Here is an 18,166-nt window from a genome sequence, read left to right as displayed (position 1 = left end):
ACCGAGTTTGGCCGGAACGGCGGTGCCGGCGCCTGCTACGGGTTTCGACGGTGAAAATAGCGACGCCACGTCGAACGCAAAGGATCACCCCTGGCCGGCGTGGAAGGAGAGCCGGTCCTGGGTGATCCTTGAAGTTCGCGCTTCGGAAAAGGCCGGGTCCCTGGCAGCGCTCTTGCGTGGCGGTGCAGTGGAGCGGCGCGCGTTGCGAATAGGCGATGATCCCGGTGATCATCATTCGCCGCCCCACTGCGGTCTGGTGCCGTCGGACTCGGTGTTTCAGCGCCGTCGAACTGGCTCCGGGCTGAAGCTGCGTCGCTGTTCGGCTACATAATGCCGGTGGGTACCAGCAGGACCCAGGCCAGGGCCGGGGCGACCAGCACCACTCCGCCGGCGTAGGCCATCAGCTGCCGGTAGACGCGCTGCCGATCGTCGTCGCGGGCGTTTGCTACCACCAGCGCGCCGTCGGTGGAGAAGGGAGAGACATCCACCACCGTGGCAGCGATGGCAAGTGCCGCGACCGTTCCGGAGGCACTCAGCGAACTCGTGGCAAGCAGCGGACCGGCCAGTGGAATGAACGCGGTCAGCAAGGCCGTGGAGGAGGCGAAGGCCGAGCCGACGCCAATGACGTAGCAGAGGACCAGCGCCACCAGCAGCGGCGCGCCCAGCGCCAGGGCCTGCTCGGCGAGGGTATCAATGACGCCCACGTGCTGGAGCAGTGAGACGTAGGTGATCATGCCTGCCACCAGCAGGACTGTGGACCAGGAGACGCCGCCGATGAACGTTTGATGTTCTTTGATGTTGACCAGCGCCAGCAGGAGTCCGGCGGAGAGCGCCACAAAGCCGATCGGCATGTGGAAGCCCAGGGTGCACACGAGCATCACCGCGATGAGGAGCAGCGTGAGGATCTGCTGTCCGCGAGGACGGCTGGTCCGGGCGGTGTCGACGTCGGCATGCTGGCCGCCTTCGCCGTCGCGCAACCGGCCGATGAGGGCGAACAGGACGATGGTGAGGACCGAGAGAATGAGATTCAGGGCGAAACTGGCAGTAAAAAGTGCGCCCTGGGAGATGGGAAACCCGTTCTTGAGGGCGATGTCGTGCACCAGGACGCCGGCCACGGACAACGGGGAAAAGCCGCCGGCATGGGCTCCGTTGATGATGAACGTGCCCATCAGCACGGGATGGATGCGGGACTCGTAGGCGAAGCCGATGGCCGCCGGTGCCAGCAGCGCGACGGCGGCCGGCGAGAAGGTGCCCAGCGACGTCAGCGCGGCCGCGATCAGGAAGAACACCCAAGGGAGCAGCATCGTCTTGCCCCTGACGAGGCGCACGCAGTTCTGGACGATGATGTCGATGGTCCCGTTCCGCTGGGCCATGCTGAAGAAGTAGGTGACGCCGATGATCGTCAGGACGATGCTGGCGGGGAATTCCTCGAGGATCTGCTTGTCCGTCATCCCGAGCATGAAATAGCCCACGCCGAAGGAAGCGACCAGCCCCATCACTCCGATGTTCAGCGGCCACTTGGTGGCGACGATGAACATTATGACGAGGATGACGAGCGGGATGATCTGGACAGCGGTCATGGAGTGCTCCGGTTCCGGGGTGGCCGAAGAGTTGAAGATATCACCACCCAGCACGAGTGCAATCAAAGCCAGTATCGCGAACCCGACGGCCGCCGCCACCAGTACGATTCGGCGGCGATGGGCTGGGCGGGGGGCACCGTTGCCCCGGGTCTCGCCCGCAGCGACAGCGGTGCGGTGCTCAGTCTTGGTCATAATGGTCTCCTTTAGCGGGTGGCTCCGGCGAGGGCGGCAGCGACTGCGCTGCCGGGAACCTCAGGGAGATGGATGGTGGTGGTGGCAATGGTGCGGGCCGTGCGGTCGACGCCTACGAGGAGGCGCCCGTCGTGCTCCTCGCTCCACGTCTCGATTACCCCGGCAGGGGTGCGCAGCCGGAGCGTTGTTGCCACCGTGCCGCCGGTGAGGGTGTGCAGCACGGTGCCGGTGGTGCGGGCGGCCAGGGTCAAGGCAATGCTGCCCGTGATGGCCAGGGCCGGATGAGGCTTGCCCATGGAAAGCATCATGACGTTGGCGTCGCAGCTGGGGTCGGCCTGCGCAGGAGCGCCCACGATAGCCAGCTTGGGGATTGCGCGGGCCGCCTCGGCTGCAGTGGGGACCAGGCCCATCCGCACCGCCGCCTGCCTCCGGATTTGCTCCAGGGTAACCAACTGGAGCTCCACCGCGGCGCGCCAGTTGTCGTACCTTGCCGGGTCCAGGCCCAGCTCCTCCGCGCGGACCATCACCACAGGCGCTCCGGCGTCAACCATGGACACGGTCCAGCGGGTTCCGCCAACGTTGATGGTGTCAGAGGCCGCACCGGTCGGCAGCAGTGCACCGGTGGTCTTGCCGGCGGGGTCCTGGAAGCCAAGCCCCACCTCGTGGCCGGGGAAGGGCACGCCGGGCATCCGTGCCTCCGGAACGGAAGCCAGGGCGCCGTCAGGCGTGGCCACCCGCTGGACGATGATTTGGTTGGTGTTGGTGTTGCGGGTGACGATCCGGGTGACGTCTCCGTTGGGGAGCACCCACCCTTTCTCGATGGCGTACAGACCCACGACCGCCGAGCCGTTCCCGCAGTTGCTGCCCCAGTCCACAGCGGCCTCTTCGATACCCACCTGGGCGAAGGTGTACTCAACATCGACGTCGTCGCTGACCGGCCGGTGCAGAATCACCGCTTTGCTGGTGGTCGACGTCGCCCCGCCGACCCCGTCAATTTGGCGCGGGTCGGGGCTGCCGAACAGCCTGGGCAACAGCACATCGAGGCTGGTGCCGCACTCCTGAAGATGCTCCGCTTCGAAAACCCAGCACTTGCTGGTCCCTCCGCGCATCCATTGGGCTTCGATCTTCATGCTGATACCACTCCTCCTCGTGCCTCAAATATTGGTTGAGGGCCTGAAAAGAGATTGAGCCAGATCACACTTTTAGACAATGTTGGATTTTTGAAGAGGGCTGTAGCATTACTTAAATCATTCAGGTTTATACGGCTAGAGCCCCGCGTTTCCGCCTCCTAATGCGAGGAAAGGTACCCGGTCATCGGGGTGAAGGGCGCCTTCCGGCAGGGAATGAACCAAAATCGAAGAAGGGTGAAGCGTTGCTTAACGACGATGGTAAGGAATTGTTCGACATCAGGCGGCTGGCGCTACTGCTGGAGGTGGTGGAGCAGGGCTCCATCACCGCCGCGGCCGAGCTCATGATGTACACGCCCTCAGCCGTCTCCCAGCAGTTGCGCAAGCTCGAACAAGAGGTGGGGCAGCCGCTGCTCAACCGCCGGTCCCGCGGGGTGGTGCCCACCGAAGCCGGACAGGTGCTGGCCGGCCATGCCCGCAAGATCATCTGGCAGATGCAGGCGGCCCGGTCCGACCTCGGCCAGATAGCCGGCCTCAAGCGCGGGTCCCTGACCGTTGGCACTTTTCCAACCCTTGCCGGATCATTCCTGCCCGTCGTCATCCGGACTTTCAAGAAGCGCTACCCTGCCATCAGCCTCTCTGTGCGCAGCGCCCGCTTCGATGAACTCGTGGCAGATCTGCAGTCCGGGGTGACGGGGCTCTGTCTGCTCTGGGACTACCCCTGGAATCCGTTCCGGGACGATTCCATCCGGGTAACAGAAGTCTTCCGGGAAAGCACCGTGATCCTGGTGGCCCGCGGCCACCGACTCGCCGACCGGGAGCAGGTAAGCATGGAGGACCTGCGCAACGAGTCCTGGATTGTGCGCGCCGAGGCCCACCCCGTGGTGGAGGTGCTGCAGCGTTCCGCCCACGACGCCGGGTTCGAACCGGAGATTGCCTTTTTGGCCAACGACTACCAGGAGGCCCAGGCGATGGTCAGCGTGGGAATGGGCGTGGCCATGGTGCCTAAGACTGCTGTGGCCCTCCAGCATCCCGACGTGAAAGTGCTGAGCCTGGGTGAGGCCGCCCCGCTGCGCCGGGTACTGCTGGCACAGCGCGAGGACAAGGTCTACGCTCCGGCAGAGGTCGCTTTTCACTCCACCCTGCTGGAGATCGCCCGCGAACGGGCCGGCGATTATCTCTAGCTGGTGCGGGTCACCCTGAAACGACACTTACCTAATGGTGCCTATTGCACTTCAAAGTGCGTCATCCGGCAACGGAATTGTTTCCTTTCGAGGGCGGTTGGCCACTGCAGAAGGCGCACCGATCGGGTGCCCGGCAACCAAGGAGAAACGCATGTCCATTGTTATTGCAGGAGCCACCGGCCAGCTGGGCCGGCTCGTCGTCGAGGAACTTTTGAGCCGCGGTGTCCCGGCCGCGCAGATCGTGGCTGCAGGCCGGTCGGCCGTCCAGCTCGCGGAGCTGGCAGGGCACGGCGTCAAAACCGCGGCCATGGACTACAACGATCCGGCCAGTGTTGACTCGGCGCTGACCGAAGGAGACACCCTGCTGTTGATTTCCGGCAACGACATCCAGAGCCGGGCGGCGCAGCACGAGAACGTCATCGATGCGGCCGCGCGGGCCAAGGTTGCCCGCATCCTGTACACCAGCGTCCTGGCGGCTGACACCACGCCCGTGATCCTGGCGCCGGACCACGTCAAAACCGAGGAGTACATCCGCGCCAGCGGACTCCCCTTCACCTTCCTGCGTAACGGGTGGTACACGGAGAACTACGCCGACGCCCTGCTCGCCGCACGCGAGACCGGAACACTGCTCGGAAGCGCCGGGGACGGCCGCGTGGCAAGCGCCACCCGCGCGGACTACGCTGCTGCCATCGCCGCCGTCCTGACCACCACCGGACATGACAACAGCACCTACGAACTGTCCGGCGACCACGCCTGGACCTATGAGGAACTCGCGTTAGCCTTCTCCACGGTCCTCGGGCGCCCCGTCACTTATCGCTCGGTAAGTGCAGCCGAGCACGTCAGCACGCTTGAGGCTGCCGGCCTTGACCCGGCAACAGCCGGGTTCCTTGCCGCCCTGGACGGCAACATCCGCGAAGACGCACTGGCACTCGCTACCGGCGACCTCGCACGGCTGGCCGGGCGGCCTACCACCCCCCTCGTGGACGGCCTGCGCCCGCTCGCCGGCTGAGGGGCTTCAGCTGCAAGCAGGCCCGCCCCGGCGGATAATGGCAACCACAGCAATTAGCCACCCTGGTGGGGAGGATCCGGAATGAACTCGGTTCCGCGCATCACAGTAGAGGCGCCGGTGCTCAGCGTCGGATCCGGCCCCTCGGACTACGAGGGGCTCGCCCGTTATGTCCGCGCCCTTCGCAGGCAGAAGGGGCTGCATCTGACCCTGTTGCACCTCGGGGTTCTGGAAGACTTCGCCCGGGACATCTGCGAGTGGACCAAAGGCATGACAAGCGTTGCTGCAGCCACCGGCGCCACCGTTGCCTGGCTGGATGGCTTGCCCGTCCTGGACGCTTTTTCCGGCACTGCCGACCGGCTGATCCCTCTCGGCGGCGGCCGCGTCTCGGGCCTGGAAGTGGGTGTGCCGGAGCAGGTCCACGAGTACCAGGTACGTCTCGTCCAGGCCCTTCACGAACTGCTGGACGGGCTGCTGGTGGACAACGTCGATGACTTCATCCTCAGCTCCCGTGCCCTCGGCTACAGGTCCCCGCACTGGACGCCGCACGTTGCCGTCGGCAGCCCGACGGCGTATGGCAGCGGATCTTGGGACATTGAACGGCTGCCGATTCAATTTGGCCCGTCACGGATCAGGAACCGCCAGTCGCTGCTGCCCGGAATGCCTCCTGGAACGCCGGAATCCTGAACCCGGGGCCCGGCAGGCCGCGGCCCGCCTGCTCAAGTATGCGCGGTGTGGTCCCGCTTCGCGGCCAGGTAGCTGGGGTTGGCGGGTGAAAGGAGGACGCCGGCGGGCCGGCCCCGTGGCGCCGGGGGCGGACCAGGGGCGACTCAGGAGTTCTTCAGAAGGGCCACATCGGAGACGAGGTCGATGTGCTCCAGCATTGCCTCGGCAGCCGCGGCTGAGTCCCGGGCCCTGATAGCGTCGGCGATTTTTCGGTGTGAGGCGAGGGACTGCTCCGGGCGACCCGGCTGCCCGAGTGACTCGAGCCGCGTCTCCAGGACCATTCCGGCGATGAAGGTCATCAGCTGGGCCAGCACTCCGGAGTGTGCGGCGGCGGTCACGGCCTGGTGGAACAGTTCGTCGCCATGCGCGCCCCGGCCGCCCGAGGCAACCTCTTCGGCCATGACATCGAGCGCCTTGTCGATGGCCTTCATGTCCTCTTTACTGCGCCGCGCGGCTGCCAGTTCAGCAAGCTTGACCTCAAGGGTGCTGCGTGCCTCCACGATCTCCGGCAGCCGGTTGCGGTGCTCGCGCAGCCCCTTGATCACGGACGGGACATTGGGACGGTAAACCAGCACTGCACCGGTACCGTGCTGGACATCGATCACGCCGAGGACTTCCAGTGCCACCAAGGCCTGGGCCAGGGTGGCACGCGAAACCCCCAACCGCTCGGCCAGCTCGCGCTCTGCAGGCAAGGTATCCCCAGGACCCAGCTGGGCAGCCTCGATGAAGTCCATGAGCTGCTCCACGAGCTGCTCATAGAGCCGGGGCCGCGAAACGCGGGTAATCTGCCGGGTTGCCGCCTGCTTAGCCATCTGCGTCCTTTCGAGAAGGTCCTAAATCACAAGACTACCGGAGAACTATTGACAGAGACACCTAGTGTCTAGGAGGCTAGGCCACTAAGCCAATCATATTTCCCAACGTTCGATCCGGAGGAACAAAGATGTCCGCTCCCGTCCTGTCCATCATCATCCTGGCGGTGATGTTCCTGCTAGCCACAGTGCTCCCGCTCAAAATGGGCGCACTGGCCTTCGTCGGCGCCTTCCTGCTCGGTTCGGTTGTGCTGGGGATGTCCACCAATGACATCCTGGCCAACTTCCCCGGCGGTCTGTTTCTGACGATTGTCGGCGTCACCTACCTGTTTGCCATAGCGCAGAACAACGGCACCATCGACCTGATGGTCCGGGGCGCTGTTCGGATGGTCGGCAGCAAGGTGGCCCTGATCCCGTGGATCATGTTCGCGATCACCGCGGTCATCACGGCCGTCGGCGCACTTTCGCCCGCGGCAGTCGCCATCATCGCGCCGATTGCGCTCAGCTTCGCGGCCAAGCACAAAATCAACCCGCTCATGATGGGCATGATGGTGATTCACGGCGCGCAGGCCGGCGGCTTCTCCCCCATCGCTGTATACGGCGTCACCGTCAACGGCATCATTGCCAAGACGGAACTGGAAGCCAGCCCCATGGCGATCTTCCTGGCGAGCTTCTTCTTCAACCTGGCTATTGCACTGGTGCTGTTCTTTGTTCTCGGCGGCACCAAGTCCGGATCCTCAGCAGGCAGCAGGCTGGTGGAGCAGGTCGCCGAAAAGCGCATGGCCATGAGCGTGGGAGCCCGCACCGCCGGCGTGACCCTGCAGGGCTCCGGTACCGACATTTCCTCGGACCGCGTCTCCTCCAAAGGCACGTCAGGCTCCGGTGAGCACTCCGCCAACGGTTCTTCCAGCGCCGGCCAGCCTGCCGGAACAGCCCGCGCCTCCGTTCCCCAGCTCGTGACGATCCTCGGCCTGATCGCCCTGGCCGTTATTTCGCTGGGCTTCAAGGTGGACGTCGGATTCGTCTCCATCACCATCGCCATGGTCCTTGCCCTGGTTTCCCCCGACGCCCAGAAGGGCGCCGTCAACAAGATCAGCTGGTCCACCGTCCTGCTCCTCTGCGGCATGCTCACCTTCGTGGGCGTCCTCGAAGAGGCCGGCACCATCAAATTCGTATCTGACGGCGTAGCCCAGCTGGGCATGCCGCTGCTCGCGGCCCTGCTGATCTGCTACATCGGCGCCATTGTTTCCGCTTTCGCCTCCTCCACTGCCATCCTGGCGGCCCTCATTCCCCTGGCGGTGCCGTTCCTGGCCTCCGGGGAAATCGGCGCCGTAGGGGTCATCGCCGCCCTTGCGGTGGCCTCCACGATCGTGGATGTCTCACCGTTCTCCACCAACGGCGCCCTGGTGCTGGCCAACGCACCCGAGGACGTGGATAAGGACCGGTTCTACAAGCAGATCCTGGCCTATAGCGGCATCGTCGTCGCCGTCGGACCGGCCATCGCCTGGGTGGTCATGGTGGTCCCGGGCTGGCTATGAGCGGCCGGCGACCAAGAGCAGCACCCCAGGTACCTACAAGCTAAAGAAGGAACATCATGCAGAGCACTGAATCCACTCCCCAGGCAGAGGGTCCGCTGTCGGGCTACCTCGTGGTGGACCTGAGCCGCGCCCTGGCCGGCCCACACGCAGGCATGATGCTTGCTGACCTCGGCGCCCGGGTCATCAAGGTGGAGAACCCCGGCACCGGGGACGACACCCGCGGCTGGGGCCCGCCTTTCGTCGGGCCGGAGGACGATCCGCAGGCAACCTATTTCCTGTCCTGCAACCGGAACAAGGAATCCATCGCCCTGGACCTGAAGAACGACGACGGGCGGACAGTCCTGCGCGAACTGCTGGAACGCGCCGACGTCGTCATCGAGAACTTCCGCCCCGGCGTCCTGGACCGGCTGGGCTTCTCCGCCGCGGAAATGCACGCGCTGAACCCGGCACTGGTGATCCTGTCCATCACCGGCTTCGGACACGACGGGCCGGAATCCCGGCGCAGCGGCTACGACCAGATCCTGCAGGGTGAAGCCGGCCTGATGTCCCTGACCGGATCCGGGCCGGACGACCCCCAAAGGGTGGGTGTTCCCATCGCCGATCTGCTCTCGGGCATGTATGGCGCGTTCGGAACCCTGGCGGCCCTGTTGCAGCGGGAACGGACCGGGCAGGGCCAGATCGTCCGCACCTCACTGCTTGCCGCGCTTATCGGGGTGCACGCGTTCCAGGGCACCAGGGCCACGGTGGCTGGCGAGGTCCCCAAGGCGCAGGGCAACCACCACCCCTCCATCGCTCCCTACGGACTGTTCCACTGCCGGCAAGGACGGGTCCAGATCAGCGTGGGCAGCGAAAAGCTGTGGAAGACGTTCGCCTCCACGTTCGGAATCGACTCAGCACGCCCCGAATTCGCCAGCAACGCGGACCGGGTGCGCAACCGCGAGAAAGTCATCGAAGAGGTGGAACAGGCATTCTCGGATTACGAAGCCGGGGAGCTGCTCGCCAAACTCAACGACGCCGGTATCCCGGCCGGCAAGGTCCGCACCCTGGACGAGGTGTACGCCTGGGAGCAGGTACATTCGCAGGGCCTGGTGATCGACGTCGACCACAAGATCCTGGGCACCGTCAGCCTGCCCGGTCCGCCGCTGCGGTTCTTCAGCGCCGCCGGCACCGCAGAAACGACCCTCACCACGCACACCGCACCCCCGCTGCTGGACCAGGACGGAGAGCAGATCCGGCAGTGGCTTGGGCTGCAGCCCGCCGGCACAAAAGGTACCCCGGCCGGCCCGGAACAGGAAGGGCGCTGAACATTCTCGCAGAACAGAAAGTCCGGCACCTGGATGCCTCCGGGCTCATCACCGCCGTGCTGGATCCCGGCTCCTACCGGAGCTGGGACGCTCCGGTGGCCGACCCGGATCCCGGTTCGGAATACCGGCAGGAGTTGGCGGCGGCGCGTGCCAAAACCGGCGTGGACGAATCCGTCCTCACCGGCGAAGGCCTCATCCGCGGCCGGCGTGTGGCCGTTATCGTCAGCGAATTCCGGTTCCTCGCCGGTTCCATCGGCCAGGCCGCTGCGGAACGCATCGTCACCGCTGTCGAACGGGCAACCCGCGAAGGGCTGCCGCTCCTGGCGGGCCCGGCGTCGGGCGGAACCCGGATGCAGGAAGGAACCATCGCCTTCCTGTCCATGGTGAAAATCAGTGCCGCCGTCCGCGCCCACCGCCAGGCGGGCCTGCCCTACCTCGTGTACCTGAGGCACCCCACCACCGGAGGGGTCATGGCGTCCTGGGGATCCCTCGGACACATCACTGTGGCCGAGCCCGGGGCCCTACTCGGCTTCCTGGGACCACGGGTCTACGAGGCCCTCTACGGCACGCCGTTTCCGGAGAACGTGCAGGTGGCGGAAAACCTTTTCGACAAGGGCCTCATCGACGCGGTGGTCCCTCCCTCGCAACTGTCCGACGTCGTGGACCGCGCCCTCAGCATTTTGGTCACCGGCCCGCACACTCGGATTGAGCCGCCGAAGACACTTTCGGTCAGACCGTCCGACGCCCGCGCCTGGGAATCGATCGAAATCTCCCGAAACCCGCGGCGGCCGGACCTGCGGCAGCTGCTCGCCTACGGCGCCCGCGACGTGCTCCCCCTCAACGGCACCGGGCAGGGGGAAAAGGACCCCGGACTGCAGCTTGCCCTGGCCCGCTTCGGCCAGGAGTCCTGCGTAGTCATTGGCCATACCCGGCCCAGGCCGTCGCAGCAGACCGCGATGGGACCGGCGTCGCTCCGTGAGGCCCGGCGAGGCATGCGGCTGGCCGAGGAACTGGGCTTGCCGCTGCTGACAGTCATTGACACCGGCGGCGCGGCGCTCTCCAAGGAAGCCGAGGAAGGCGGCCTGGCCGGCGAGATTGCCCGGTCCCTGCATGACATGATCGGGCTGAACTCCCCCACCGTCTCGGTCCTGCTGGGCCAGGGTGCCGGTGGCGGGGCGCTGGCCCTCCTGCCCGCGGACCGCACCGTCGCCGCCCAGCATGCCTGGCTGTCCCCGCTGCCGCCTGAAGGCGCCAGCGCCATCGTCCACCGCAGCACCGATTTCGCGCCGGCCATGGCCGAAGCACAGGGCGTCCACGTTGCCGCGCTGTACGCCAACGGACTGGTCGAGCACATCGTGGACGAACGCGGGGACGCGGGGCACAGCGATGCTGCCCTGGAGGCGAGGGCGTTCTGCCGGCGGCTGGGACAGGCCATCGAATACGAACTCGCTACCTTGTCCTCCGTCGCGATCAACGAACTGCTCCCGCGGCGGCTGGAAAAGTACCGGAACCTGGGCGGGCTTAGCGCCGTCTGATCCCCGGCGGATTATTCCGACGCCCGGTGTGCCTCACCGTTTTGGCGCCACCAGCGAAGACCGGTGGAAATCCGTGTGCCACACATCCACGTCCCGTCCGGTGCCGTCGGTGACGACGTATTCGGGCCAGCGGTCGAACGCGGAGCAGGGGTGGGATATCCCGAAGTCCACCACATCCGTGACCTCCAGTCCGTTCACCCCGGTGAGGACGGTGTGATGGTCGAAGAGGTTGCGCACAACGGCGGCCGCCCCGGCCCTCGGGGTGCCGTCAGCGGTGTGGACCGACAGGACCACCGGCAATCCGGCGTCGTAGGGCAGGTCCCGCTTGCCGGCACCGACGACGGCGATCCCGTCTTCGGGGGTGGAGAGCACAACGGCGCGGACTGTCAGCGCCGGCGCCAGTCCGGGCACCGGACTGACGCCGGCGTACGTGCCGTGGTCGTGGGTGACGTAGCAACCCGAACGGAGGACCCGCCTTGTTCCGGGCACCTGGCCGCCGTCCGGGAGGTATTCCGCCACGCGGTCCGGGAAAGCGGACCCGCCCATCGAGTAGACCGGGGCTGACGTTTCAAACCACGGCGCGACTTCCAGGTAGACATCCCGCACCAGCCGGCAGTGCCGGTCAACGGCCGCGACCGTCCCTTCTGCCCTGCTGTTGGGCACGACGCCTTCGTACCCGGCGACTCCAACGAGCCTGAGGCCGGGCGCCGCATGGACCAGCCCGGCAAGCTTAACCGCCTCCTGGAGGCTGCGGACTCCCGTGCGTCCGCCCGGCGTCCCGACGTCGATCAGCACCTCGAGGGCCACCCCCTCGGCGCCGAATACCTCGGCGGCGGCGTTGACACCGGCAGCGGAGTCCACGAAGCAGCGGATTTCGCGTCCGGAGTCCTCCCCCAGCCAGCCGCGGATCCGTGCCAGGCCGTACCGGTCGACGACCTCGTTGGCGATGAGGACGTGCCGGTGTCCCCAGCCCAGCGCAGAAGCGACCTGGTCCACTGTGGCGACCGTTACCCCCACGGCCCCGGCTGCCATCTGGCGGCTGATGATCGGTGCAGACATGGTGGTCTTGACATGCGGGGCAAGGTCCACCTGACGTTCCCGGCACCAGGACGCCATGACGCGGATATTGTTTTCGAGAGCATCGGCATTAAGCCTGAGCTGCGGATACGGCATGGTCGATTGTCACGGGCGTAGGCTGTCAGGACCAAATTCGCGAAAGGGCCGGAGTGGACACACGAAAGCTGAAGTACTTCCTGGCCGTTGTTGACCATGACGGGTTCAACCGCGCGGCAGAGCATCTGTTGATCGCCCAGCCGTCGCTGTCCCAGACCATCGCCGGCCTCGAGAAGGACCTCGGAGTCCCGCTCTTCCACCGCATCGGCCGCCGGGCGGTCAGGAACCCTGCCGATCATCGCCGTCGCCGGCCGTTTCCTCCTCCCCCGGGAGCGGTGGCCGGAAATGGCCCTGACCGGGGTCTACACCCTGGCCGAGTACACCGCCCAGGACTCCTCCAAGGACCCGGCACTCTCCGCAGCGCTGCTCCGCCGGATCGGCCAGGACATCGGCGCGGCCCTCCTGTAGCTGCCAGGCGCGGATCAGCCGTCAGCGGGGGCAGCCGTCAGCAGCCGGATCGGAGCTCCGCGGAGCCAGGCCTGAACATCTTCGAAGGCGCCGCCGTAGAACTCCCGGTAGCTTTGCTCCGTGACGTAGCCTAGGTGCGGCGTCAGGACGGTCCGTGGTGCGGACAATAGGCGGTGGCCTGCGGGCAGGGGTTCCACGTCGAAGACGTCCAAGGCGGCTCCGCCGATCCAGCCTTCGTTCAGTGCGCGGATGAGGGAATCTTCATCGACCAGGGGTCCGCGGGAGGTGTTGACCAGCACACCCCGCGGCCCCAGGAGGCGGAGCTCCTCTTCGCCCACCACGCCCCGGGAGCGTTCCGAGAGCCGCACATGCACCGAGACCACGTCCGAGTCACGAAAGAGTTCCTCCTTGCTGACTTTGCGGACGCCGGCCTGTGCGGCGGCCTCGCCGGTGAGGTTGGGACTCCACGCGATGACGTCCATGCCGAACGCCTGGCCGTACGCTGCAACTCGGCGGCCGATTTTGCCCAGGCCCAGCACTCCCAGGGTCTTGCCGGCAAGCTCAAAGCCGACGGTGGATTGCCAACGGCCTTCCCGCAGGTTCCGGTCTTCAAACGAAATGCTGCGGGCAAGCGCCAGAAGCAGTCCCCACGTCAGTTCCGGTGCCGCAGTCGGGGAGCCGCCGGTCCCGCACACCACGATGCCTAGCTCCTCCGCCGCCCTCAGGTCGATGGACTGGTTCGCCATTCCGGTGGTCACCAGCAGTTTCAGGTCAGGCAGTTTGGCCAGGCGCTCCCGGCCGAAGGCAGTCCGTTCGCGCATGGCAATGATGATGTCCACGCCGCGCAGGCTGGCCGCGGTGCTCGCGTCGTCCGGAAACGGCTCTGTGAAGAAGGTGACGTCGACGCCGTCGGCCGCAAGCTGCTCCCAGGGCGCGTAATCCCGTGCGACAGACTGGTAATCGTCCAAAATGGCGAGGCGCATGTACGGATCCTTCGGCGTAGGCAGCGTGCGGTCACTGTTGTCAGGCTATCGTCACAGGCTGTACGAGGGTGAACACACGGGTGGCCCCGCATTGGCATGTCGGGGGCCACCGCTTCGGTTATGCGCGTTGGAAAATGTTGAGGATATTGCCCTCCGTATCCAGGAACCACGCGGCTTTGCCTACGGCGTTGGTTGCGATGCCGTTTTCAGTCTTCAGGCCGGGGAAGTCGTACTCCTCGAAAGTGGCGCCGCGTCCCCGCAGTTCTTCGACCTCGGCTTCAATGTTGTCCGTCATCCAACCCATCTGGGTGTTCTTTGCGGTGCCCGCGTTGTCCGTCTGGTACAGCAGGAAAGTTGTTCCATTGCCGCAGCGGTACATCACATTTTCGTCGTCCATGACCTCCGGGTCGTCCAGCCCCACAACGTCACGATAGAAGCCACGTGCCCGGGCGATGTCCTTGGCAGGGAGGACCGCGGCGATTTCACGTTCCTTGAGCATGTCGAAATCTCCTGATTTTGAAGCGATCGAGATGCCCGCCCCGGAGGCGGCGCCTGCGAGGCGGCTATGCCGGCTCCCGCCGGCTCCCGGCTGTTTTCGATGGGCCGGGACGGCGCCGGGGAGGCCTTCTCGCGGCTTTTTCAACGGCCGCCCCTGGGGCCTGCCCAGCGTGCATACCGCCATTATGGCCGCTGTTGCCCCTCCGGGATATAGCAAGGCAGTGGAGGACGACGACGGAAGTCACTTACGCCGTCGTCCTCCGGAATAACCGCAGTCAGCGCCGCGGTTTCACCACCATCGCGGAGCCGCCGCCGCGCCGCACGGGCTCAGCCGCGGCGACCATACGACCGTCGGGCCTGAATTCAATAGCGGTGGCCGCGCCAATCTCCGCTGCCGAGGTGAACGCATCGCCCGCCGGGACCAGCTTGTGACCGAGCGCGGTCAGGCCAGCACCGTATTCGTCGATAAACGCCGGCTCAGCGGTGACGTTGGCAGTGTTGCGCTGTGCTGCACGCGGCGCAGCGATCGCATCAGAGATACTCATGCGCAGGTCCACCCGGTTCAGGATGGTCTGCAGGACCGTGGTGATGATGGTTGATCCACCAGGCGAACCGAGGGCCAGGAACGGATCACCGTCTTTCAGGATGATCGTGGGCGACATCGAGGAGCGCGGGCGCTTCCCAGGCTGGATCCGGTTCGGATCCTCCTCGTTGTACACCGTGGAGAAATCGGTCAGCTCGTTGTTGAGCAGGAACCCGCGGCCGGGCACCACGATTCCGGAGCCGCCGGTCTGCTCGATGGTGAGCGTGTACTCCACCACGTTGCCCCACTTGTCGGCGACCGTCATGTTCGTGGTCGAGATATTCTCAGTGTCCTTCTCGTCGGCGGGCGCCGCGGCGGCGGCCGGGCACGCGCCGTCGTACGACGAGATATCCCCCGCTGCGGCGGGCTTCACGGCCGCCTTGTCCAGGTTTACCTGGCAGGCGCGTTCCTTGCCGAACACCGGGTCCGTGAGCTCTTCGGTGGGGACATCCACGAGTGCAGGGTCACCCACGTACTTTCCCCGGTCCGCAAACGCGAGCGCACTCGCCTCAAGGTAAGGGTGCAAGGCACCAGGGTTCTGGCGGTTGGGCTTGCGCATTTCGGAAGGGCCGAACGTCTCCAGGATATTCAATGCCTCGCCCACGGTGGTGCCGCCGCTGCTCGACGGCGCCATACCGTACACGTCCAGTCCCCGGTACTCCACGTGCGTGGGGTCCTGGTCCAGGGCCTCATAGGCTGCCAGGTCCTCCGTCTCCATGAAACCGACCGGAACAGGCAGCGTCGTTGTGGCCGTCTTCGGCGGGGCCTTCACGGTGGTGACGATCTCCTCCGCGAGCGGTCCGCGGTAGAAACCGTCCGTGCCTTCCTCAGCAAGGAGGCCGTAGGTTTCGGCAAGATCGGGGTTCTTGAAGTCACTGCCGACGGCGGGTGCGTCGCCGCCCGGGAGGAACAGGTCGCTGGTCGATGTGAAAGCTGCAAATCGGTTCTTGTTGTCCAGGGTCTGCTGGCGGAACGTCTCGTCCACCACAAAGCCGCGGGTTGCGACCTTGATGGCAGGATTCAGGGCGTCACCCAAGTCCAGCGTGCCCCAGCGCTCGAGCGCGCGCTCCCAGGTGGCCGGGGTCCCGGGCACGCCCACCGAAACGCCGCTCGTGACGAGCTCGGGCGTGAACTTGTAGGGCTCGCCTGTCGCGGGGTCGATGAACGCATTGCCAGGCATCGCTGCCGGCGCGGTTTCGCGGCCGTCGATGGTGGACACTTCGCCGGTCTTGGCGTCGTAGAAGACGAAGTAGCCGCCCCCGCCGATCCCGGCGCTGTACGGCTCTGTCACGCCCAGGGTTGCGGCCGCGGCGACGGCGGCGTCCGCCGCGTTGCCGCCGTTGCGGAGAACCTCGATCGCTGCCGCGGAGGCCTCGGGGTCGACTGTGCTGACCGCGCCGCCGTAGCCCGTGGCGGTGGGCTCCTTCTTTATCTCCGTCGGATCGGCAATCGCGGGACTCGTGACGGCGCCGCCCGTCACGCTCATGGCCAGGGCCGCCGTGATGGCGGCAATTCGACGTCTCACCTTAGGCATGGTTACTCCCGAGTCAGGATGGTGCGGAGTGGGGTGATGGTCACGTTACTCCCGCACGGAGTGACACTCAACACTAAATGTCTGCGTGGAAGGCGGGCGGGACCCCCTCCGCGTTCACAACTCGTCCGCGTTTCCTGGGGCGTTGGCCAGATCGGCCGGGGGCCCCTGCCGGCGGCTCGCCAACAGGAAGGGCACCGAAATCAGCTGGATCACACCGCCGATCGCCAGAGAGGCAGCGTAGCCGTAGGCATCGGCTGCGCGGCCGAGCAGCGGCTGCACCACCACTCCACCGCTTGAGCCGATGAGTGAGTCGAAACTCAGCACGGTTGCCCGCTGTGTCGAGGCGATCATGTCGTTGAGGTAGGCCTGCCGCACGGGGACGCCCGCGGCATCGACCACTGCCCAGAGTGTCAGCAGCGCGAGCGCCGCCCAAAACGCCCGGGTGAACCCGAGCACCACCAAAATCAGTGCGGCGACTCCCACGCTGATGACCAATATGGTGGTGCGCTTGCGAACAAGACGCCGGATCCGGGGGGCCAACCAACCGCCGAGAACCTCGGCTCCGGCCACGACTGCCGCCGCCAGCCCCGCCACGGAGTATGCCGTCCGGTCGCCGAAGAGCTCGAGGAGGTAGGGCTGCAGGGCGTAGAACACATAGATCCCGACTCCGGCGCTGAATGGTGCGGCCAGCATCACGTATCGCACCGGCGGGTTCTTCAAACCGTTCTCCACGGAGGAGGCCAATACGGTACGGACCGCCTGCAACGGGCGGGCCGAACGCTCAGGCGTGAACCCGACGTCGTGCATGAGCCGGAACGCGACGACGAACATCGCCAGCAGCACGCCCGTGCGGATGAGGAACGGAACGCCGAGATTGGTGACCTGCGCAATGACGCCACCGGCCACCGAACCGACAAGCATCGCGATGCCGGACACCATCACCCCGCGCCCGAGCACCGCCTCCAACCCGCCTTCATAGCCCGAGAAACGCAATGCGTCGACCAGCCAGGCCTCCACCGCCCCCGAGAAGAAGGTGAAGCCCAGCCCGAGCAGGACCGATACCAGCGCCCACCACCAGAAGGGGGCGGAAAGCTGCCAGAGAACGTAGTAGAAGTAGGTCGATACGGCCAGGGTCACTGTGCCGAGCAGGAATGAAACACGGCGCCCCCAGCCGTCGGCGACCACTCCTGTGGGCACCTCGAAGAGCACCATGCCCGCCGTGAAGAAAGCATTTGCGGCAAAGGCCTCGAGGTTGCTGAGCCCGGCATCCAACAGGAAAAGCGTGTTGATGCCCCAGATGAAGGAGGCCGCAACGGTATTGCCCAGCGTCAGTGTGAGATAGATGCGCTGAATCTTTCGGGCGGCGGGGCTCATCGCGTTGACGTCCCCGCCGGGGCGAGGCAGGAGCACGAGCCCATTCTCGTCCGGTTAGTCTGTGCGCACCAGAGCAAACACGTTGGGACCAGGGACAGACTGCCCGGCGGCGCTAGGCCAGACGGCTCCGAACGATTTCGCTGACAGTCTTGCCGTCAAACCGTCCCGCGACCTTGGCAGTGACCGGCTTCATCACGGCGCCCATCTGCCTGATGGACGGTTCCTGGCCGTCGGCCTTGAGCCCGGCGATTGTCTCGTCGACAATGGCTTCCACCTCGTCCCGTGTCAGGGCCTTGGGCAGGTAGGCCTCGATGACCTCGGCTTCGGCGATTTCCGCCGCGGCGCGGTCGGTTTCACCGGCTTCCGTGTAGATCTTCGCCGTGTCCCGGCGTTTGGCTGCTTCCTTCTGGAGCAGGCCGGTTACCTGGGCGTCGTCGAGTTCGATCGGAGTCTTGCCGGACTTCTCGCGTGTTTCGATCTCGCCGAGGACATTGCGCACCGTGGTGAGCGCCACCTTGTTCCGGTCTTTCATGTGGGTTACAACGTCGCCGTGGAGGCGTTCTTTGAGCGTGGTCATCGTGTTCTCGTTTCGTTGGCTTTGCTTCCATTGTC

16 protein-coding genes and 1 pseudogene are annotated in these 18,166 nt (G+C 65.9%); 8 read left to right on the top strand and 9 right to left on the bottom strand.

The window, feature by feature from the left end; genetic code table 11:
- Positions 1 to 323: 323 nt before the first annotated feature.
- Both ARTH_RS10215 and ARTH_RS10210 read right to left on the bottom strand, forming a co-directional pair.
- A complete protein-coding gene (locus tag ARTH_RS10215) occupies positions 324 to 1,772 on the bottom strand; it encodes an SLC13 family permease (protein WP_043429738.1) in 1,449 nt (482 codons plus the stop codon).
- An 11-nt stretch (positions 1,773 to 1,783) separates the two neighbouring features.
- Positions 1,784 to 2,902: a PrpF domain-containing protein gene (locus tag ARTH_RS10210; RefSeq protein ID WP_011691865.1), complete on the bottom strand. Its 1,119-nt coding sequence runs from the start codon at positions 2,900 to 2,902 to the stop codon at positions 1,784 to 1,786.
- Positions 2,903 to 3,144: 242 nt separating this feature from the next.
- Between ARTH_RS10210 and ARTH_RS10205 the strand changes: the two genes are divergently transcribed.
- From ARTH_RS10205 to ARTH_RS10195, 3 genes are all read left to right on the top strand, one after another.
- On the top strand, positions 3,145 to 4,083 hold the full coding sequence (locus tag ARTH_RS10205) for a LysR family transcriptional regulator (protein WP_043429736.1): 939 nt from the start codon (positions 3,145 to 3,147) through the stop codon (positions 4,081 to 4,083).
- 151 nt (positions 4,084 to 4,234) lie between these two features.
- A complete protein-coding gene (locus ARTH_RS10200) occupies positions 4,235 to 5,092 on the top strand; it encodes an SDR family oxidoreductase (protein WP_043429735.1) in 858 nt (285 codons plus the stop codon).
- A gap of 81 nt (positions 5,093 to 5,173) precedes the next feature.
- On the top strand, positions 5,174 to 5,776 hold the full coding sequence (locus ARTH_RS10195) for a hypothetical protein (protein WP_011691862.1): 603 nt from the start codon (positions 5,174 to 5,176) through the stop codon (positions 5,774 to 5,776).
- Between the two features lie 143 nt (positions 5,777 to 5,919).
- Here the strand turns inward: ARTH_RS10195 and ARTH_RS10190 are convergent, their stop codons facing one another.
- Complete coding sequence (locus ARTH_RS10190; protein WP_011691861.1) at positions 5,920 to 6,627, bottom strand: FadR/GntR family transcriptional regulator; 708 nt, start codon at positions 6,625 to 6,627, stop codon at positions 5,920 to 5,922.
- Positions 6,628 to 6,755: 128 nt separating this feature from the next.
- Here ARTH_RS10190 and ARTH_RS10185 point away from each other — a divergent pair, with 128 nt between their 5' ends.
- The 3 genes from ARTH_RS10185 to ARTH_RS10175 are packed head-to-tail and all read left to right on the top strand — an operon-like array spanning position 6,756 to position 11,001.
- Complete coding sequence (locus tag ARTH_RS10185; RefSeq protein WP_011691860.1) at positions 6,756 to 8,162, top strand: SLC13 family permease; 1,407 nt, start codon at positions 6,756 to 6,758, stop codon at positions 8,160 to 8,162.
- A gap of 56 nt (positions 8,163 to 8,218) precedes the next feature.
- A complete protein-coding gene (locus ARTH_RS10180) occupies positions 8,219 to 9,466 on the top strand; it encodes a CaiB/BaiF CoA transferase family protein (RefSeq protein ID WP_011691859.1) in 1,248 nt (415 codons plus the stop codon).
- Positions 9,467 to 9,468: 2 nt separating this feature from the next.
- Positions 9,469 to 11,001 carry a carboxyl transferase domain-containing protein gene (locus ARTH_RS10175; RefSeq protein ID WP_043430660.1) on the top strand — a complete coding sequence of 511 codons (1,533 nt, stop codon included), beginning with the start codon at positions 9,469 to 9,471 and terminating at the stop codon, positions 10,999 to 11,001.
- A gap of 33 nt (positions 11,002 to 11,034) precedes the next feature.
- Here ARTH_RS10175 and ARTH_RS10170 read toward each other — a convergent pair whose 3' ends face one another.
- Complete coding sequence (locus ARTH_RS10170; protein WP_011691857.1) at positions 11,035 to 12,174, bottom strand: alanine racemase; 1,140 nt, start codon at positions 12,172 to 12,174, stop codon at positions 11,035 to 11,037.
- 53 nt (positions 12,175 to 12,227) lie between these two features.
- Here ARTH_RS10170 and ARTH_RS23535 point away from each other — a divergent pair.
- Positions 12,228 to 12,407 (top strand): annotated as a pseudogene (locus ARTH_RS23535) (helix-turn-helix domain-containing protein); the annotation flags it as partial.
- A gap of 52 nt (positions 12,408 to 12,459) precedes the next feature.
- Complete coding sequence (locus tag ARTH_RS24410) at positions 12,460 to 12,582, top strand: hypothetical protein (protein WP_269534828.1); 123 nt, start codon at positions 12,460 to 12,462, stop codon at positions 12,580 to 12,582.
- A 14-nt stretch (positions 12,583 to 12,596) separates the two neighbouring features.
- Here the strand turns inward: ARTH_RS24410 and ARTH_RS10165 are convergent, their stop codons facing one another.
- From ARTH_RS10165 to ARTH_RS10145, 5 genes are all read right to left on the bottom strand, one after another.
- Positions 12,597 to 13,565 carry a D-2-hydroxyacid dehydrogenase family protein gene (locus ARTH_RS10165; RefSeq protein ID WP_011691856.1) on the bottom strand — a complete coding sequence of 323 codons (969 nt, stop codon included), beginning with the start codon at positions 13,563 to 13,565 and terminating at the stop codon, positions 12,597 to 12,599.
- Between the two features lie 118 nt (positions 13,566 to 13,683).
- Positions 13,684 to 14,064: a VOC family protein gene (locus ARTH_RS10160; RefSeq protein ID WP_011691855.1), complete on the bottom strand. Its 381-nt coding sequence runs from the start codon at positions 14,062 to 14,064 to the stop codon at positions 13,684 to 13,686.
- Between the two features lie 274 nt (positions 14,065 to 14,338).
- Positions 14,339 to 16,180 (bottom strand): gamma-glutamyltransferase, encoded by a 1,842-nt coding sequence (gene ggt / locus ARTH_RS10155; protein WP_011691854.1) that lies wholly within the window; start codon positions 16,178 to 16,180, stop codon positions 14,339 to 14,341.
- Positions 16,181 to 16,294: 114 nt separating this feature from the next.
- Entirely contained in the window at positions 16,295 to 17,554 is a 1,260-nt protein-coding gene (locus tag ARTH_RS10150; RefSeq protein ID WP_011691853.1) for an MFS transporter, read from the bottom strand.
- A 112-nt stretch (positions 17,555 to 17,666) separates the two neighbouring features.
- Positions 17,667 to 18,131, bottom strand: a complete 465-nt coding sequence (locus ARTH_RS10145; protein WP_011691852.1) for a GatB/YqeY domain-containing protein — start codon at positions 18,129 to 18,131, stop codon at positions 17,667 to 17,669.
- Positions 18,132 to 18,166: the final 35 nt, after the last annotated feature.

The organism is Arthrobacter sp. FB24 (assembly GCF_000196235.1).
Taxonomy (GTDB): Bacteria; Actinomycetota; Actinomycetes; order Actinomycetales; family Micrococcaceae; genus Arthrobacter.
This window is presented reverse-complemented; position numbering and strand designations above follow the sequence as displayed.

Excerpts from the sequence above, each read along its gene's own strand:
- ARTH_RS10215 (WP_043429738.1), bottom strand. The coding sequence starts at position 1,772 with ATGACCAAGACTGAGCACCGCACCGCTGTCGCTGCGGGCGAGACCCGG.
- ARTH_RS10210 (WP_011691865.1), bottom strand. The coding sequence starts at position 2,902 with ATGAAGATCGAAGCCCAATGGATGCGCGGAGGGACCAGCAAGTGCTGG.
- ARTH_RS10200 (WP_043429735.1), top strand. The coding sequence starts at position 4,235 with ATGTCCATTGTTATTGCAGGAGCCACCGGCCAGCTGGGCCGGCTCGTC.
- ARTH_RS10195 (WP_011691862.1), top strand. The coding sequence starts at position 5,174 with ATGAACTCGGTTCCGCGCATCACAGTAGAGGCGCCGGTGCTCAGCGTC.
- ARTH_RS10190 (WP_011691861.1), bottom strand. The coding sequence starts at position 6,627 with ATGGCTAAGCAGGCGGCAACCCGGCAGATTACCCGCGTTTCGCGGCCC.
- ARTH_RS10185 (WP_011691860.1), top strand. The coding sequence starts at position 6,756 with ATGTCCGCTCCCGTCCTGTCCATCATCATCCTGGCGGTGATGTTCCTG.
- ARTH_RS10180 (WP_011691859.1), top strand. The coding sequence starts at position 8,219 with ATGCAGAGCACTGAATCCACTCCCCAGGCAGAGGGTCCGCTGTCGGGC.
- ARTH_RS10170 (WP_011691857.1), bottom strand. The coding sequence starts at position 12,174 with ATGCCGTATCCGCAGCTCAGGCTTAATGCCGATGCTCTCGAAAACAAT.
- ARTH_RS24410 (WP_269534828.1), top strand. The coding sequence starts at position 12,460 with ATGGCCCTGACCGGGGTCTACACCCTGGCCGAGTACACCGCCCAGGAC.
- ARTH_RS10165 (WP_011691856.1), bottom strand. The coding sequence starts at position 13,565 with ATGCGCCTCGCCATTTTGGACGATTACCAGTCTGTCGCACGGGATTAC.
- ARTH_RS10160 (WP_011691855.1), bottom strand. The coding sequence starts at position 14,064 with ATGCTCAAGGAACGTGAAATCGCCGCGGTCCTCCCTGCCAAGGACATC.
- ggt (WP_011691854.1), bottom strand. The coding sequence starts at position 16,180 with ATGCCTAAGGTGAGACGTCGAATTGCCGCCATCACGGCGGCCCTGGCC.
- ARTH_RS10150 (WP_011691853.1), bottom strand. The coding sequence starts at position 17,554 with ATGAGCCCCGCCGCCCGAAAGATTCAGCGCATCTATCTCACACTGACG.
- ARTH_RS10145 (WP_011691852.1), bottom strand. The coding sequence starts at position 18,131 with ATGACCACGCTCAAAGAACGCCTCCACGGCGACGTTGTAACCCACATG.